The 14904-nt window shown below is 64.0% G+C and carries 15 protein-coding genes; 8 read left to right on the forward strand and 7 right to left on the reverse strand.

Going from position 1 to position 14904, the window contains the following annotated elements:
• Positions 1 to 8 precede the first annotated feature (8 nt).
• Together OF829_RS12480 and OF829_RS12485 are read right to left on the reverse strand one after the other, a co-directional pair.
• The gene (locus tag OF829_RS12480; protein ID WP_264940392.1) at positions 9 to 311 is read right to left on the reverse strand and encodes an urease subunit gamma; all 303 of its coding nucleotides are present in this window, start codon (positions 309 to 311) and stop codon (positions 9 to 11) included.
• Between the two features lie 3 nt (positions 312 to 314).
• Complete coding sequence (locus OF829_RS12485) at positions 315 to 1208, reverse strand: urease accessory protein UreD (RefSeq protein WP_264940393.1); 894 nt, start codon at positions 1206 to 1208, stop codon at positions 315 to 317.
• Positions 1209 to 1262: 54 nt separating this feature from the next.
• Between OF829_RS12485 and OF829_RS12490 the strand changes: the two genes are divergently transcribed.
• On the forward strand, positions 1263 to 2099 hold the full coding sequence (locus tag OF829_RS12490) for a hypothetical protein (protein WP_264940394.1): 837 nt from the start codon (positions 1263 to 1265) through the stop codon (positions 2097 to 2099).
• 246 nt (positions 2100 to 2345) lie between these two features.
• Here OF829_RS12490 and OF829_RS12495 read toward each other — a convergent pair whose 3' ends face one another.
• Positions 2346 to 3524 (reverse strand): nucleotidyltransferase family protein, encoded by a 1179-nt coding sequence (locus tag OF829_RS12495; protein WP_264940395.1) that lies wholly within the window; start codon positions 3522 to 3524, stop codon positions 2346 to 2348.
• Between the two features lie 39 nt (positions 3525 to 3563).
• Between OF829_RS12495 and OF829_RS12500 the strand changes: the two genes are divergently transcribed.
• Positions 3564 to 4127 carry a hypothetical protein gene (locus tag OF829_RS12500; RefSeq protein WP_264940396.1) on the forward strand — a complete coding sequence of 188 codons (564 nt, stop codon included), beginning with the start codon at positions 3564 to 3566 and terminating at the stop codon, positions 4125 to 4127.
• Here OF829_RS12500 and OF829_RS12505 read toward each other — a convergent pair.
• Positions 4124 to 4975 (reverse strand): phosphoenolpyruvate carboxykinase (ATP), encoded by an 852-nt coding sequence (locus OF829_RS12505; protein ID WP_264940397.1) that lies wholly within the window; start codon positions 4973 to 4975, stop codon positions 4124 to 4126. The genes OF829_RS12500 and OF829_RS12505 overlap by 4 nt on opposite strands.
• A 69-nt stretch (positions 4976 to 5044) precedes the next feature.
• Here OF829_RS12505 and OF829_RS12510 point away from each other — a divergent pair, with 69 nt between their 5' ends.
• The 6 genes from OF829_RS12510 to OF829_RS12535 all read left to right on the forward strand — a co-directional run bounded on the left by OF829_RS12510 (position 5045) and on the right by OF829_RS12535 (position 9814).
• Positions 5045 to 6256, forward strand: a complete 1212-nt coding sequence (locus tag OF829_RS12510) for a 2OG-Fe(II) oxygenase family protein (RefSeq protein WP_264940398.1) — start codon at positions 5045 to 5047, stop codon at positions 6254 to 6256.
• Positions 6240 to 7130, forward strand: coding sequence for a hypothetical protein (locus tag OF829_RS12515; RefSeq protein ID WP_264940399.1), 891 nt, complete (start codon positions 6240 to 6242; stop codon positions 7128 to 7130). The genes OF829_RS12510 and OF829_RS12515 overlap by 17 nt, the downstream gene beginning before the upstream one ends.
• Positions 7131 to 7139: 9 nt before the next feature.
• On the forward strand, positions 7140 to 8360 hold the full coding sequence (locus tag OF829_RS12520) for a 2OG-Fe(II) oxygenase family protein (RefSeq protein ID WP_264940400.1): 1221 nt from the start codon (positions 7140 to 7142) through the stop codon (positions 8358 to 8360).
• On the forward strand, positions 8357 to 9220 hold the full coding sequence (locus tag OF829_RS12525) for a myosin/kinesin family protein (RefSeq protein ID WP_264940401.1): 864 nt from the start codon (positions 8357 to 8359) through the stop codon (positions 9218 to 9220). The genes OF829_RS12520 and OF829_RS12525 overlap by 4 nt, the downstream gene beginning before the upstream one ends.
• 104 nt (positions 9221 to 9324) lie before the next feature.
• A complete protein-coding gene (locus OF829_RS12530) occupies positions 9325 to 9534 on the forward strand; it encodes a PqqD family protein (protein WP_264940402.1) in 210 nt (69 codons plus the stop codon).
• A 127-nt stretch (positions 9535 to 9661) separates the two neighbouring features.
• On the forward strand, positions 9662 to 9814 hold the full coding sequence (locus OF829_RS12535; protein WP_264940403.1) for a hypothetical protein: 153 nt from the start codon (positions 9662 to 9664) through the stop codon (positions 9812 to 9814).
• 3 nt (positions 9815 to 9817) lie between these two features.
• Here OF829_RS12535 and OF829_RS12540 read toward each other — a convergent pair whose 3' ends face one another.
• From OF829_RS12540 to OF829_RS12550, 3 genes are all read right to left on the reverse strand, one after another.
• On the reverse strand, positions 9818 to 11596 hold the full coding sequence (locus tag OF829_RS12540) for an asparagine synthase-related protein (protein WP_264940404.1): 1779 nt from the start codon (positions 11594 to 11596) through the stop codon (positions 9818 to 9820).
• Positions 11593 to 12171 (reverse strand): 2OG-Fe(II) oxygenase, encoded by a 579-nt coding sequence (locus OF829_RS12545; protein ID WP_264940405.1) that lies wholly within the window; start codon positions 12169 to 12171, stop codon positions 11593 to 11595. The genes OF829_RS12540 and OF829_RS12545 overlap by 4 nt, the downstream gene beginning before the upstream one ends.
• Before the next feature lie 1033 nt (positions 12172 to 13204).
• The gene (locus tag OF829_RS12550; protein WP_264940406.1) at positions 13205 to 14506 is read right to left on the reverse strand and encodes a hypothetical protein; all 1302 of its coding nucleotides are present in this window, start codon (positions 14504 to 14506) and stop codon (positions 13205 to 13207) included.
• Between the last annotated feature and the right edge of the window lie 398 nt (positions 14507 to 14904).

The following is a 14904-nucleotide window of genomic DNA, read 5'->3' on the forward strand; positions in this document are numbered from 1 at the left end:
GTAGCTCCTCAGCGGATCGGATGGTGGATGGTGACGAGCTTGGTGCCGTCGGGGAAGGTCGCTTCGACCTGCACGTCGTGGATCATCTCGGCGATCCCCTCCATCACCTGATCGCGGCGGATGACATGCCCGCCGGCCTCCATCAGGTCCGCGACCGAGCGTCCGTCGCGTGCGCCCTCGACCACGAAATCGCTGATCAGCGCGATTGCTTCGGGATGGTTGAGCCTGACGCCGCGCTCGAGCCGCTTGCGGGCGACGATCGCCGCCATCGCGATCAGCAATTTGTCCTTTTCGCGGGGAGTGAGCTGCATGAGTCAGGCCTGCCAGACACGAGGGAGGGCGGCGCCGCGCAGGGCATGGAGCAGCCCGGCCAGCGCGGGCCGCAGGATGTCGCCATGCGCGGCGATCACGCGGACGATGGTGACGTGGGGCAGCGCCGACGCGCCGGCTTCCAGGCCGTCATCATCCGGCAAGATCGCACGAAGCGTTTCGATCGGCATCCGGCCGTGGCCCGCCAGCAGGAGCGTGGCGAAAGCCTGTGCGCCGCCCAAGGTCGCCGGGCGATCGGCCAGCGCCGCGATATCGCCGTCGATCCGGACATTGTCCGCGTAGATCAGCCGCCCCCCCTGCCGGACGCGCCACTGGTCGCGCAGCGCGCCCGACCGCACGCACTCGCCATGCGCGCGGCGCCCGAAGACGATCGCTTCGACCGCGAGCAGCGACGCATTGTTGGCGAGTTCGATCGAGAGGGTGCGCGAAAGCCGGGCGCCGTCGAACAGGATCGTCTCCTGCGGCAGCCATTCCAGCGCCGCACCCGCTTCAGCGTGCAGGTGCGTCTCAACCAGGGCATCCCCGCTGTTCGACCGATAGACCCGCTCTGCGGTCTGCGTGGTGACGCGCAGGTTCGCGCCGCGCCCTGCCGACGCCTCCCAGCGCATCCGGTCCCCTCCGGTCAATCCGCCCGCCGTGTTGAGCAGCACGGCTTCGAAAGCGGCGTCCAGATGGTTGCGAGGGCATAATATCTTCGCCGCGCCCGACTGCCTCAACCCGGCAACGCGATGGCCGCCCGAAGCCGGACGATCGACGGCAATGCGCCCATCGCCTCTTGTGCGCTGCAACAGCACGCCCCCGGAGTGCGGCTGCGGATGCTCCGTCTCGCGAGAGGCAGGCGGAGCCTGGGGCTCGCGGTCGGAGACTCGCAGCATCATCCGCCCAGTCTCAATGGACGTGGCGGGCCTGGCAAGCGCTAACTCGTATTTTTGATGCGGCGCAGCACGGCGATTCCGAGCCGCCATTCAGCCTTGGCGATCGGTTCGCGCGGGCGCATTACCACCGCCGATCCTCGAATTTTCGGTGCTCCATCAATGCCCCGGGGAAGGGTGGCAGGGCGATATCGCTACTACAACTCCCGCGCTGATGACGCCGAAGCAGGATTCAATCCGATCTGGCGCATCAGTGCTCCTGATATTGAAGCACGCGTGATCGACGTCGCGGCGGAAGTGTTGGATGAGGCGAGCCGCGGTTGTGCCGACGATGCCGTGGCACGCACAGGGGAAATCGAGCGAGCGCAGGCCACTGCATTCGCCGCAATCACAAAGCTGCGGCACGGCTCGGGTCGCGAACAGCGGCAGCTGGCGATCGACCTGATCCAACGGGTCGAGTTGCATCAGGATTCGATGATCGTCAGTCTGACATTCGAGAGCTTGGATCCCTTGTTAGCCGCGCAGGAAACGGTTCGCGTTGTTCCAATCAACTGCGTGCGGTCGGGCAAGATGCTCAAGCTCATGATGCCGCCTGCGCCGACGCCCGACGGTACGAACAAGAATCCCGCTCTCATCAAGCTGGTAACCCAGGCCGCCGCGGCGCGAGAGGCGCTGGCGACTTGTGACTCGGACGACTTTGATGAGGTCGCTGCTGCCATCGGATATGGCCGTGAGCACGCCGCCAATCTGCTGCGGATCGGCTACCCCGCACCCGACATCATCTCGGCGATCCTCGATGGTCGTCAACCCCGCGAACTCACCCGCTCGAAGCTCATCCGGTGGGCCGGGCTTCCATTGTGCTGGCAGCAGCAGCGGGTCTCTCTCGGATTCTCCTGAGCCGGCTTGGGCGTCACGAAAATTCCTGGTGCTCCATCATTGGCCCACAGAGATATCTCCGATATTTCGTCGCGGCTCAGAGGGCGAAATCGTCTCTGTTTGCGCGCTGGAATTTCTGGAATCGAGCAACCAACACTGGGTGTTTCCGGGCCGGTTTGCGGCTCAAGCGCCGTGCACTTTTTGCTTGCCGAACGCGAACCTGCCACGGAGCAGGTTGCCTTTTCGCGTACCTCCCAGAGCGAGCTTTCATGTCCGCAACCGTCGGATCAGCCAGCCCACGGGGCGCAGGACCGGATAGAGGAAGCGAAGCTGATCTGGAACGCGAAACGCCTTCCGGTCGTCGGCCGAAAGGAGTTCGCCGGCAAGCTCGCGGCGCCAATAGCGCCAACTCGACTTCATCGCATAGCGATAGAGACGTAGCCAGATCGAGTAGCGGACGAACCGGCCGGCTGAACCGGGGGGCGCTTCGCCGCGCCAGCGCGCACCGGAAAAGAATCGCTTCACGATGAAATCCAGGCAGGCAATGCGCGAACTGCGCCGCGCCCGCGCCCGGCAGGCGTCTGGAATGGGCACCTTCAACCAGTTGCTCGCCAAGGTCATGGCGTGCAGCATCAAGGGTTCGAAGCCGAGCTCCGTCGCCTGCGCCAGCGCCGGCGAAGCAGCCTCGGGTGCCGCCACCGCTGTCGCCAGATCCACCAGCCAGATCAGGCGGGCCCAGCAATGCGTCGCGCCATGCACGCACAAATAGGGCGCGAGGCGATGACGGGCGAGTGTCGGGATTTCGCCTTGCGCGACACTGACGTTCTCGCGTTCCTGCCAGAGCGTGTCGAAGGTCCATGGCAGCAACTCGGGGTTGTCCGTCAGGCGGTGATGGAGTTCGACGCAGGTGCCGCTGGCACGATGGACGAACTTGATCTCTTTTGTCCGCTCGAAGCGTGACGCGAGCTCGGGCGCCGGCAATTCGCCGTCAAGCGGATCATATCCGATGGCGCCGAGGGCGTCGCCAGCACGTGCGATTTCCCCCGCCTCGACGATAACATCGATGTCGCGTGCATCGCGCGCCGCCGGATTGCCGTGGAGCTGGACCGAGAGCGGGACGCCCTTCACGACAAGGAACCGCAGTCCCGCCCGCCGGAAGGCACCCGCGACGCGAACCGTCTCCTCGACCCGGGCGAGCGTGGCGGCGGCGCGGCGCGTCGCGAGGCGGCGCATCTTCGCCAGCGCTTGCGCGGGCACCCCCGATACCCGGCCCGTCGCCGCAAGGAGCGACGACGATAGCCCGTGCCGTTGCGCACCCGCGATCAGGATCGTCCAATCGATAGGTTCCTGCACGGCACGATCCAGCGCATCCGCGCGTTCCGGCGTGCGCGATGCCTGTGCGGCCAGAAGCAGCAGGCGAAATTCTGGCGCCAGTTTCGTGTCCATGCCACAACTGTACCGCGCCCTTTGCGTTGAGGATACGACATGCGCGGCCTGGTTCTGGCATTCGAGGGTTTCGCCGATCTGCCCCCGGCCTGGCGCGACTGTCGCACCATCGACGCGTTCGGCAAGGTCACTTTCCCGCTCGACGTGGTGCGGGCGTTCGTGGGCGACGCTCCGGTTGCAATCACCATCCACCACCAGCTTCTCGACATTCTGGATTTCGAGCCGCCGGGCGCTCCCTATGATCTCTGCTTCATCCGCCACCCCGACCCTTGGGGCGAGCCGCGGAGCTGGCTTTGCGCGATCGCGGCGATCGGCGAATGTTTGCGTGGCGAACTGACCTGCGTCTTTCATCGCCAGCACGAAGGGCTCGCGTTCAATTTCCTGCTCGCGGCGATGCTGGGAGCGGAAAACGCCAAATTCCTGAGCGCCGAAAAAGTCGAAGACGCTGGAGGCGAGCGTCACATCGCGCTGCGATGGCAGATCAACGCGAAAGGCGTGCAACGCGACATGGGGATTCGCTTTCGCAATCGGCTGCGGGCAATCCTGCGTCAATTCTACACGCAGATCGGCCAGTTCCATCGCAACCTGGACTATTTTCGCTAGCCGAGCCCGGCGCGCTCGATCATGTCCAGCGTTTCGCCGATACGAGTCAGATCGAAGGGCCAGATGAGCTTCCGGACGCCGACCCTTCGCGTCAGTGCGGCTGTAGCGGCGAAATGGCCGGCGTCGCCGTACAGCGCGGTTGCGGCTGCCGGCATCAGGGCAGCGCCGTGCACCTGAGCAACCGCGGCATTAGTCGAGAGAGTGTCGATCGTCGGCGCAGCCGCCGCAGCGCTGTGTTCGAGAAAATAGATTGTCTCCAGCGGCACCGGCGCGCGGTCGTCTTCTTTCGCCACGCGAAAGAACTGCTTGTGGCGGACCTCGGTTTCGGCCGCGCCGAGCGACAATTGCGTTGCGGATTTTCGCGTCAGCTTCACCAGCGGTGCAGCGGACAGGACCTTCCCTTCGGGCGAAATCATGCAGACGTCCTCGGCAAGCAGCCGGTATCCGCGTCGCGCCAGGCCCGCGGCGAGGCTCGACTTGCCCGCCCCCGCCCGCCCGGAGAAGGCGACGGCACCAAGGGGCATTGCGACGCAGGACGCGTGGAGCGGAATGCACCCTTTCAAATGACCGAGCAGGACGAGGATCGGGCCAAGCACGAAGGCCTGCAACTCACCGGGAGTGGCGTCGGCGGCGACATCGACGACGATCCGCCTGCCGCCGGTAATCAGCGCGCGACCGATATCGCCTGGATCAAATAGCAGGTCGCCCCCCGGCAATTGCCACAGCACCGGGCCGATCGCGATGCCGCGTGCGGCTTGCGCCGCGAGGGTGCCTCGCTCGAGGATGAAATCGGATGCCAGGACTTCGGGCCGCGCCCGAAGGTCCGTCAATTCGATCTCGCTCTGCAACTGCCAGCCACAAATCGAATATCGCGGCAAGACTTGATCCCGTATGAGCGCTCGATCAACCCCTACAATATGCGGCTGGAACTGGCCATGCACTCGCTCGCTCCGGGCACGACAGACAGAATTCCCCCGCTCGACTGGGTTGGTCTCGATCGCCGCTCGGCCGACAATGACATGGCGGAAGCGCTGCTGCGGGACGGCCTGGCGCGTGACGCGGGCAATATGCTGCTGCGCCGCAAACTCGCCGGACTGCTCTACGATCAATCGCGCCTGGCGGAAGCCGTCGCGGTTCTCGCGCCCGCAGTGGCGAAGGAGGACGGTGTCGCGCTGCGATTGCACGGCGAAATCGCCGGCGCGGCGGGTGATTTCGACGCGGCGGTAAAGGCGCTGGAAACCGCGAATGGCTTGTCCGTGCCCGGCAGCCTCGTCGCACTGGCGCTGGCGGTGGCACGGCGCGACGGCCTCGCCGTCGCTTCGCCGGTCGCGCGCGCCGTCCTCGCGGAAACGCCCGACAACTGGCAGGCGCTGGGCATCGAGGCCAGCCACCTGACGGCAGCGGGAAAGCACCGCGAGCTCGAGGAATTGTGCGTCGACCTGGAACGGCGGGGCGCGCGGAACGCCGAGCTCTTCGCGGTGTGGGCGAGCGCGAGGGCCGCGTGCGGGGATGATGCGGGCGTGAGCCGACTCATCGACTATGCGTCGTTCCTGTCGGTCGCTGATATCGGCGCATCGGCGCGAGCGCGGCCCGACGATTTCAACCTCGCGCTGCGCGAGGAGCTTCTCGGGCACCGCAATCTCGTCAAGCCGCATTCCTCCAGGGCGACGATCGGCGGCGAACGCATCGACGATCTGCGCACGCGCGACTCGCCGCTGGTCGCGCAACTCACCGACTGCATTCGCGATGCGATCGACGCCTACGCGGCGAGTATCCAGCGGGGCGCCCGCAACCCGCTCGGCCGCTATTCCGGCGGCGCGGTGACGTTGACGATATGGGCGCTCATTCTGGACGGGGCGGCGCACGAGCAATGGCACATCCACCCCTCGGGCCTCGTCAGCGGTGTCTATTACGTCGATGTTCCCGATGGGGGAGATGGCGAGGCCGGCGCTCTCGAACTAGGGCTCCTGCCGCTCGGCGGTGCGGAAAGCCAGGCTGGCTGGCGACGGATCGTGCGCCCGGCCAATGGCCTGCTGGCCCTGTTCCCATCCTCCTACGCGCACCGCACGATCCCCGTGAGGCAGGCGCGCAATCGCATCTCGATCGCCTTCGATGTCGTCCGCGCCTGAGCCGTTCACCCACGCAATCGCCTCGCGCGACGGCCTTTTTCTGGCGCATCGATCGGGCTTTGCGCGGGTTGCGGAAGGGCTGTTCTTCGGCCTGACGCTACGCGGTGACGACCTCTATTGCTTCGAGGCGGGCGACCATCCCTGGGTGCCGAGCCGGTTGGGCCGGATCGTCCGGTTCCGGCGCACCGCCGAGGGCGTCGGCGAGCGCGAAATCCTGGTCGAGGGGCTCGACAATGGCTGCCACCAGATCGATTTCTTCATGGGGAGCTGCTTCGTCGTCGATACCTACAACCAGCAGATCCTCGAATATGATCGCGACTGGCGGCTGTCTGGGACACATTTTCCAGTGCAGCCGGTACGCTACGGCGAGGCGGGTCCCGACTATTTCCACGTCAATTCCTTCCTCGGCCGCGGCGATTCGATCTTCCTGTTGCTCCACAACGGACGGCTCGAGCGACCGAGCGAGATCCTCGAGGTCGATCGCGCGTTCCGCGAGCGCCGCCGTATCCCTCTGCTGGATATGGCGTGTCACGACATCGTGATGCTCGAAGATGACCGGTTTCTGGTGTGCAATTCGCTGCACGGATCGCTGATCGACGTGCGCGAGACCGTGGTGAAGATCGACGCCCTGATGACGCGCGGACTGTCGGTTGGCGTGGACGAAATCGTTGTTGGCAGCTCGCTGTTCGGACACCGGCCGGTACGCGAGCTCATCCCGGGGTTCGTGACCTTCCTCGATCGTTCGTACCGCCGGATCGCGCGCCATCACCTGCCCGCAGCGCCGACGCAGATCCGCCGCCTCGACGGGGCGGACCTGTCGCTGTCGTCGCCACGCGATGGCGCCGACCTTGGCGCGTCTTCGCCACCGGCCTAGGGAAGAGTCATGCCCGGCCCGTTCTCGCTCGCGCTTCCAACGCCCAAGGCCCTGACGCCCTCGGAAGAGATAGCGCTGGTGCGAATGGCTCGCGACCGCGAGGGCGGTGGAGCCTACACGCTGAAGCTCGCGCAATTGCTCCAGGCACTGCACCGCGACGGTGAGGTCATCGAACTGCTTTCGGACGAAACGCTCGACCGGACGCACGCGCATCCGCGAAACATGCTCCTGGGGCTTTCGTATCTCGGCCGGAATGGCGAAGGTGATGCCATCGCCGCGCGCCGGCCCCTTGAGAAAGCAGTGGAGTCCGCCCCGGGCCAGCTTGCGCGGGCCGCGGCGCTTTCCGAGCTCGGCAAATCGCATCTCCTGTCGGGACACGATCACGAAGCGCGCGCGGCGCTCGACGCCGCCCTCACAGAGGATGCACGTACGCCTTACGGATTCTCGCGGATTACGACGCTGGACCTGCGCGAACATCGCGAGCGCGAGCTTCTGGATCGCGCCGAGTCGACGCTGGCGGATGGCGTCGCGGATTCCAGCGTTCTGGCCGGGCGCTATCTCGCGCTGAGTGCTTTGTCGCGGACGGCCGCAGCGGCGGACTTCGAGGCCATGGACGATTTGCTGTGGGAAGGCATGCTGCAGCCTCCCGAAGGCTGGAACTCGCTGGACGCGTTCAACGCCGCGCTCGCCGAAGAATTGCTCGCGCATCCCGGGCGCAAGCGTCCGCGCCAGGGAAGCGAAGGCAATGCGCGATGGCGCGTCGATAATTTGTTGCTCGAGCGCTCGCGGGTCGTGCCGGCGCTGTTGACGGCGCTGCGGATCCAGATCGAAAAGCAGGTCGCGGCACTTCTCGGCCGGGATCATATCTGGTGCCAGGCGCGCCCCGCCCACGCTTTGCTGCATGCGTGGAGCATGACCACGCACGACGATGCGTTCGATGCCTGGCACATGCATGTTCGCGGGTGGATGAGCGGGGTCTATTACGTCCAGATTCCCGATCGGCCGCAAGGCGCCTCCTCGGGCAGCATCGAATTCGGCTGTCCCGAACTCCCGGGTGTCGAGCGGACGTTCAACGGCAGGCGGCGTCGGATCCAGCCGTGGCCGGGTCAATTGCTGTTGTTCCCGTCGCATCTCTACCACCGGACTCTCCCGACCGGATCGCCGGCGAAGCGGATCAGCGTGGCATTCGACATCGTCCCCGATCGTCGCCCGGGCGTCGAAACCGCATGAGCCGGCGCTACCGGGGCTATGATCTGATATTCGAGTCCGCCTTCGACATTCCGGGCGCGACCGAAATCGAACGTGGCGAAGCCGGGGTCACCCCTGATGTCACGATTATGAAGCAGCACGTCGCGCTCGAATCCTGGTACGATCGCCGCGGACACTTTGCCCGCCTGGGCCGGGGAATGGTGGCCTCGCTTCCAGGCCGCGCGAATTATCTATGCGCGGACTCGAATCACATTCTCGTGGACCCGGCCCCTGGCGCCGCCGCCGCCGATATCGCCGCCGGGCTATCCGCCTTTGCGATCCCGGCGCTGCTGTGGATGCGCGGCGATATTCTCTTGCATGCGGGAGCCGTGATCCTGCCCGGCGCCGATGCGGCAATCATCGTCGCCGGCCACTCCGGGAGCGGCAAGACGACGGTCTTGCGCCAATGTGCCGAGGCCGGCGCGCGCATTGTGGCGGACGACATCATCCGGATAACCCCCGGGTTTGCGATCAGCGGGCTCCCCGCTGGATTGTCAGCGAGCGCGGGAGGTTCATATTGCGAAATTCCCCTTGAGCAGCGATGTGCCGTGGCGGTGCTGGATGCGGTTCATGTGCTGACCGTGCCCCGCGCGCCAGAGGCACCCGCGTTTCACGCACTGGCTGTGGAACGTCGCATGCACGTCCTGCTGGCTTACCAATATCGTCCCCGCATTCCGCGCATGCTCGGTCTGGCAAGGACGATGCTGCCGGCGCTGGCGCGCATCGCCGAGGCCGTCCCGATGTATGATTGGCGAAGGGAGGAGGGCCAAGTTGCGCTCGGTGAGAGCGAGGTCGCCGCTTTGTGCGCGGGTTCGGGATTGCACCTTGCGCCAGATGCGTGAATGAGCCGGGCGTCATTCATCGGATGTGGACCTTGATCGTGGCGGACTCGCAAATGTGGCAACGGACCGACGGATTTGTCTCTGCCCCGGTCGGAGAGGGAACCGTGATCCTCGATCTGGATTCGGGCCGTTATTATTCATTCGACGATACAGCGCTGGCGATCTGGGATTTGCTGCAAACCCCCCGGACCCTCGCGCAACTCGTCGAAATATTGACCGATACCTACGAGGTATCGCCCGAACAGTGCAGCGGCGACGTGGACAGGTTTTTCAACCAGCTCCTTGCGAAGGGGCTGGTCCGACAGGCCGCTTAGCGCATCGAACGACGGATCGATTCCGACGTCCGACGGTTGGTGCACAGCCCGCTCCGAAGTCCGTCCTTGTCCGGAACTGCGCTGCGGAGTAAGCAAGCATGCAACAGTGACAAAAGGGCGCCAAGTAATGCAGCAGGAAAAATCGGACGTGGAGCGCGACGCCGGCGCGGCGCGGAAGCCATGGACGGCCCCCGAGCTCGGCGAGCTTGAAATCAGCCGGACCGCAAACAACCCCAGCGTCCTCAGCGACGGCGGCGTAGCGGACTGCAATCACGTCTGACGATCAGGCCTGATCCGAATCGGCGCGCATCGCGTCGGCCCACCATGTGAAAAATTCCGCGGCGATGACCGTGGATTGAATACGCGACCATGCCTCGCCCACCAGCGAGCCGCCTGCGCCGAGCGCGGCGAGTTGGCCTTCGGCCCAATCGAGATCCAGCCAGTCCGCGGCACCGTTGCTGCGGTGGAGCGCCAGCCTTTCGCGTGCCGCTGGCGCCTGGCGCATCAGGCGGCGATGGAAATCGGGCGAGAAGACGTCCTTGGTGTTGCGCATCACGATCCGGTCGGGGAGTCGGTCGCGCATGATCGCACGCGCGAGCGAGCGCGGCAGTCCCAGGCCTTCGGTGAAGCGGGACGGAAACCGCGCGGCGAGCTGTAGCAGCGCCCGATCGCGATACGGATAGACCTGACGCACCGACGGCTGCCATGTCGCGGTCGCGACCTTGCCGCTCTTGAAATAGGCCGCGGCCAGGCCGAGCGGTTGATCGGGGCGCATGACCGGAAAGACCTTGGTCAGCTTGATCGGCCTGGTGCCGAAGCTTTGCGCCAACAGTTCAAGTGCCCAGGGCGAGAGGGTGACCAGCAGACCCTCATGGGGCCAGCGCGGGGGGTGGATCGCCTCGGTCACGATCCTGCGGGCGTTCGTTCGAAGCCTCCTGTAACGGCCGATAAACGTTGCCTGAGGCGCAGCTCGCGTGAGCGCCATCTCACCGAAGACGCCGTCGAGCAGCAGCGTGGCGCCTTCGCGCTGCGCCGCGTCGTAAAATGCGCCGTAAAGATAATGACGCTGGCCAACGACGGGTTCCTCGGCATGCGCGAAGACATTGGCTGGTGGCCGATAGGCGTTGCTGTCCGCGGACGGCGACAGATAGGTGACCGGCAGCCCGAGTGCGTGGCCGACAATCTCCATAAATTCGCGCTCGTCGCGCAGGCCGCTCCCGTCGGGTGCAACCGACGAAAGCGCAAACAACCTCTGCCCCGGCCGCTTTTCCTCCATTGCCAGCAGCGCTATCAGCGAAGAATCCAGGCCACCGCTCAGCATCACCGCGGCGCTTTGGTGACGGTGAAGATGGCGACGAATCGCCGTGCGCGTTTCCGCCTCCAGCGCGGCGATGGCATCTTCGTAGCTGTCGTTCCAGGGATCGAAGGCCGGCTGCGCCGCGAACACGGTCCGGCGCCGGCCGAGGCCGTCGATACGGTGCACCGTTCCGCATTCGACCGACGTCACATTGCGCAGAAAGGTGCGACCCTCGCGCTGCTTGCGAAACGACCATCGCCCCATCGAGCAGATCAGGCCCAGCGGATCGAATTCGCCTCCGACCCAGGCCAGCCGGGCGAGCGTGGCCGCTTGGGGAGCGATGGCGACGCGCGTGCCGTCACAGGCGAAATACATCTGATCGCGCATGGTCTCCGACACCGCGAGATGCAAAACGCGCTCGCGACGATCGAATAGCAGCAGGCTCCATTCGCCGCGCAGCCGAGCAAAAGCCGCGTCTCCCCAACGTTCGAGCGCGGCGAGCACGAGCAGCGCGGGCTCGGTTGCGGCCGGCCGCGCGAGTGCGGCGGCGAGGCCGGGTTTGTCATCGAGATATCCCAGAAATGCGACCGTGATCTCGCCGGTTTCGCCGATGCTCGAATCCGCCACCTCGGCGGATTCGTCCCGCAATCCGACGGCGACAGAAGTATTCGCAACCGGCACGGCGAGTCCCAACGTCGCGCAATCGGCGCGGTCGAGCGGCGCACCGTTGAGTGAAACAAGGCCGTAGAGCCCATTCTTGATCAATTCGCGTCTCCGAGAAACCACCCGGCAAACACCGTTCGCGGGCCGCCCGCAGTCACTGGCAGTAGCCGGTGCTGCAAGCCAGCGCCGATCGGGAACAAGAGCGCCTCGCCCGGCTCGGAATGGACATGGCGAAACGTCGGGGCGTCGGATTGCAGATCCCGAAACTCGAATACGCCGCCCTGATACCCGACGGTGCCGAGATTTATCGTGATCGCGAGCTTGCGCCGCGGCTCGACGCGATCGTCGTGCCAACCGAGCCGATCCCCGGAAGCCGCGCCGAATTGCGCAACCGCGCCCGCGACCTCGGTCAGCCGCGCATCGCCGACAAGCGACTCCATGAACCGCAACACCTCCGGCCGCCCGAGCGCCAGGCAGAGCGCATCGCCTGCATGGCCGGGCGCCTCGATTGTGCGGGCACCGACATCGTCGATGTTCGACGGCACGAAGCTCGCATCCGACAGGATTCGGATCAGCAGGCGGAGAAGATCGGCGTCGAGAAAGCGTCGGAGCACTACCGGCCGGCGCCGCAGAAGCGCATCGCGTATCCGCGCGGCAATAGCACCGGATTCCTCCACGACGGTTCGCGCAGGGAACAGGCACACAGGTGAAACTGGCGAAATCGGCACGATCCCATTTATTCGACCGGCCCCTGAGCGCGGCCGACCGTTTCTCGAAGCGAATCGACCGCGTCCTTATGAGCGATACGGCTGTCGAGCGCGCGGCAGAGGAACGCACATCAACCGAACTGCGCTCGGGAGGCAATAGCGATGCCTCGGGTGACGCCGGCGAAGGCCGACACGGCTTGGGGTGGGGTGACGTTGGCCAAAGCGCTCAAAGCAACGGGCGCACCACGAGAAAACGCGAAGCCGAAAGACGATTGATTAGCGGCCGCAAGCGCCAAGCGGCGTGGATGCCGTCGACGTCGTAATAATTTTCAGTGCTCCATCAATGCCTTGGAGAGACGGAGCCCTGGATTGCGAGTATTTCCTCGGGCTGAAAGTGTCTCTGTCCCCGAAAGTGATACTGCCATCGGCGCAAGCGACGGAAAGCACGCCACTATTGCAGGTGTATCCGAGAGAAAAAATCGTCTTAAAACAGATACTTAATAGTGGCGCCCGGGGACGGAGTCGAACCGCCGACACTGCGATTTTCAGTTTCCTTGGCGACTAATCCGGCGGGTTCTGGGCTGTTCCATTCAGCTCTGTCTTCAAGGCGGTTGGGCGATTAGATCGCCGGCACGGTTCGCGGTTGTTCTCGCGAAAGCCTGCGTAATCCCGGCGCCTCTACACAGGAATTACACCAGAGCAGGAACGCAGTCGTTTCAGCGAATACGCGTCGGCCGGCGTGCTCAGACACAACTGTAAGGCCGTCAAACCCGATGCGATCAACGTGAAGCAGAGGCTGTTTGGAGAGCGAGAGCCGGAGCGGAAAGGAACCGAGGCTCCCTGCCACAACTGTCAGCGCTAAAACTGAATGCGCGTGCGAAAACTCCGCACAAAGCGCGAGGTCGAAATCAAAAGCCGGAACCGCCGTCAACCAGCGTGCGCACCTGGATCGTCATTATGAACTCCCTCTTCGGCCTTATGGTACGGCAAGCTGACCGAATGCTTAAGCCGCCCCCCCTGTTCCGGCTTTGCGCCGTGGTTGACGCGCACTAACGGGTTGCGACGCACTCGGCAAAGGCTTTTTCCACCAGACCATTAGACCCTGCTGCGGCAGCACGATGTCATATAGCTCCCATTTCAGGAAGGACGCGTTTGACCCGATACTGCGCAGTGTCCCGGGATGGATCGCCCGCGCCCGAATTAGGAGGTTCTCCCCGGTTCTATCGATGACCGAGAGCGTTAGCGCCTCCGTGATCTGAAATGATCGAAACACCTCGGTATCTTCAAATTCCTTCATCATCGTGTAGCAGGCTTCTACGCGCAGTTCCTCGCCGGGCTTGAGATTGTAGATACAGATATCGACGTTGCCGTCCGCACTGTCCTCGGCGAACCCAGCTTGAATCTGCGCGTTCGCCCTGTCCAATGCTTCGTCGGCTATCGGCTCGTCGTTAATCTTTACCGATTTGAGCACAACCAGCGGTCTCAGCTCGTCGACGAGCGGATTAGGCAAACTTAGAGAAACGGGGACATCGAACGACGCGTCCTGAGACATCTTGGGATTGGCAATATTTTGCGTAAGACCGGCAAAAACGACGTCGACGCATACGAACTTTCGTCCTGCCAGACGGCCTTCGGATGTCTCCCAGATTGTAAGCGTGTATGAGATGTCCAACCGCTTTCTGAGAATCGGCCGCTCTAGCATCTTTTTGATCGCAGTGAGGGCAGCGGGCGGGTGGGAGTTTCCAAAGAGGCCGTCAAATACATTGATGGAGATTTGCTCAGCTTTGGCGCTCAATGTGTCGTTCAATCGCTTGCGGTTGCCTCGCTCAAAAAGGTTCGACACGACTACTGAAACCAATAGAGCGACACTTAGAGACTTCAGCACATCGACCCCGGCGAGGGGCATATCAATGCCGCGAAAAGTGTGCCGCTTCTCGTGAAACTCGGTGATTGCGGCCTTGCAATCTTCAAGAATCGTCGCGCCGCCGACGCATCGCCGCAGCAGCTCCGGATAATCGTCCGGACCATCGATTCGCTGCTGCCAAAGGAGTGCGAAGAAAAAGATGGCGCTGCAAATCGCAAGCGTCAGCAATGTCGTGCGCGTCGTCTTCTCTTCGGCGACGATCCAATGCCGGTGTGGATGCGGTTCCTCCCCTTTTTGCCCTAGGGAGTCGCTATGAAGTAACGGCGGTGGTTCGTGCACCGACAGCGGCGGCGCTGGCGGAGAAAAGGGCTTGCGCGACCACCACGCGAGGGTCCGCGCTTTGATTTCGGCAGGACTGAGGTTCGATTTCCTGTCGGCCATCAATCGGAAATCTTAAGCCGATTGTTGAGAATTACGTCAAACTGCCTTCCTGTTGACACCGGTGCCCCCTCTCCGCGTCTTCGGAGACACTCGCCGTAATCAAAGAAAATTGCAATGCACTTGATCCTCTAGTCTTACCCAGGGTGCGGGTAGCTATGCCCATGCCAACGGCGCGCACATCGACGCGGCGATGGATAAGCTTGAGGATCGAATCAGCCTTGGGATCGGTGAAATCGCGGCCTGATTACACAGGAATTACACCAGCGGGTTTCAACCGCAGGTTATGAAAACGTTAAGTGATTGAAAAAGATGGTGCGCGACGCAGTCACTCGCGAACCGGTCTCACGCGAAAACAGGGAATTCTGATCAATTCGGTCGCGTCATCTCGCCTGAAAATA

Origin of the sequence: Sphingomonas caeni, assembly GCF_026013415.1 — a bacterium.
Taxonomy (GTDB): domain Bacteria; phylum Pseudomonadota; class Alphaproteobacteria; order Sphingomonadales; family Sphingomonadaceae; genus Sphingomonas; species Sphingomonas caeni.

Excerpts from the sequence above, each read along its gene's own strand:
- OF829_RS12510 (WP_264940398.1), top strand. The coding sequence starts at position 5,045 with ATGCGGCTGGAACTGGCCATGCACTCGCTCGCTCCGGGCACGACAGAC.
- OF829_RS12485 (WP_264940393.1), bottom strand. The coding sequence starts at position 1,208 with ATGATGCTGCGAGTCTCCGACCGCGAGCCCCAGGCTCCGCCTGCCTCT.
- OF829_RS12515 (WP_264940399.1), top strand. The coding sequence starts at position 6,240 with ATGTCGTCCGCGCCTGAGCCGTTCACCCACGCAATCGCCTCGCGCGAC.
- OF829_RS12480 (WP_264940392.1), bottom strand. The coding sequence starts at position 311 with ATGCAGCTCACTCCCCGCGAAAAGGACAAATTGCTGATCGCGATGGCG.
- OF829_RS12500 (WP_264940396.1), top strand. The coding sequence starts at position 3,564 with ATGCGCGGCCTGGTTCTGGCATTCGAGGGTTTCGCCGATCTGCCCCCG.
- OF829_RS12535 (WP_264940403.1), top strand. The coding sequence starts at position 9,662 with ATGCAGCAGGAAAAATCGGACGTGGAGCGCGACGCCGGCGCGGCGCGG.
- OF829_RS12525 (WP_264940401.1), top strand. The coding sequence starts at position 8,357 with ATGAGCCGGCGCTACCGGGGCTATGATCTGATATTCGAGTCCGCCTTC.
- OF829_RS12495 (WP_264940395.1), bottom strand. The coding sequence starts at position 3,524 with ATGGACACGAAACTGGCGCCAGAATTTCGCCTGCTGCTTCTGGCCGCA.
- OF829_RS12520 (WP_264940400.1), top strand. The coding sequence starts at position 7,140 with ATGCCCGGCCCGTTCTCGCTCGCGCTTCCAACGCCCAAGGCCCTGACG.
- OF829_RS12490 (WP_264940394.1), top strand. The coding sequence starts at position 1,263 with ATGCGGCGCAGCACGGCGATTCCGAGCCGCCATTCAGCCTTGGCGATC.
- OF829_RS12550 (WP_264940406.1), bottom strand. The coding sequence starts at position 14,506 with ATGGCCGACAGGAAATCGAACCTCAGTCCTGCCGAAATCAAAGCGCGG.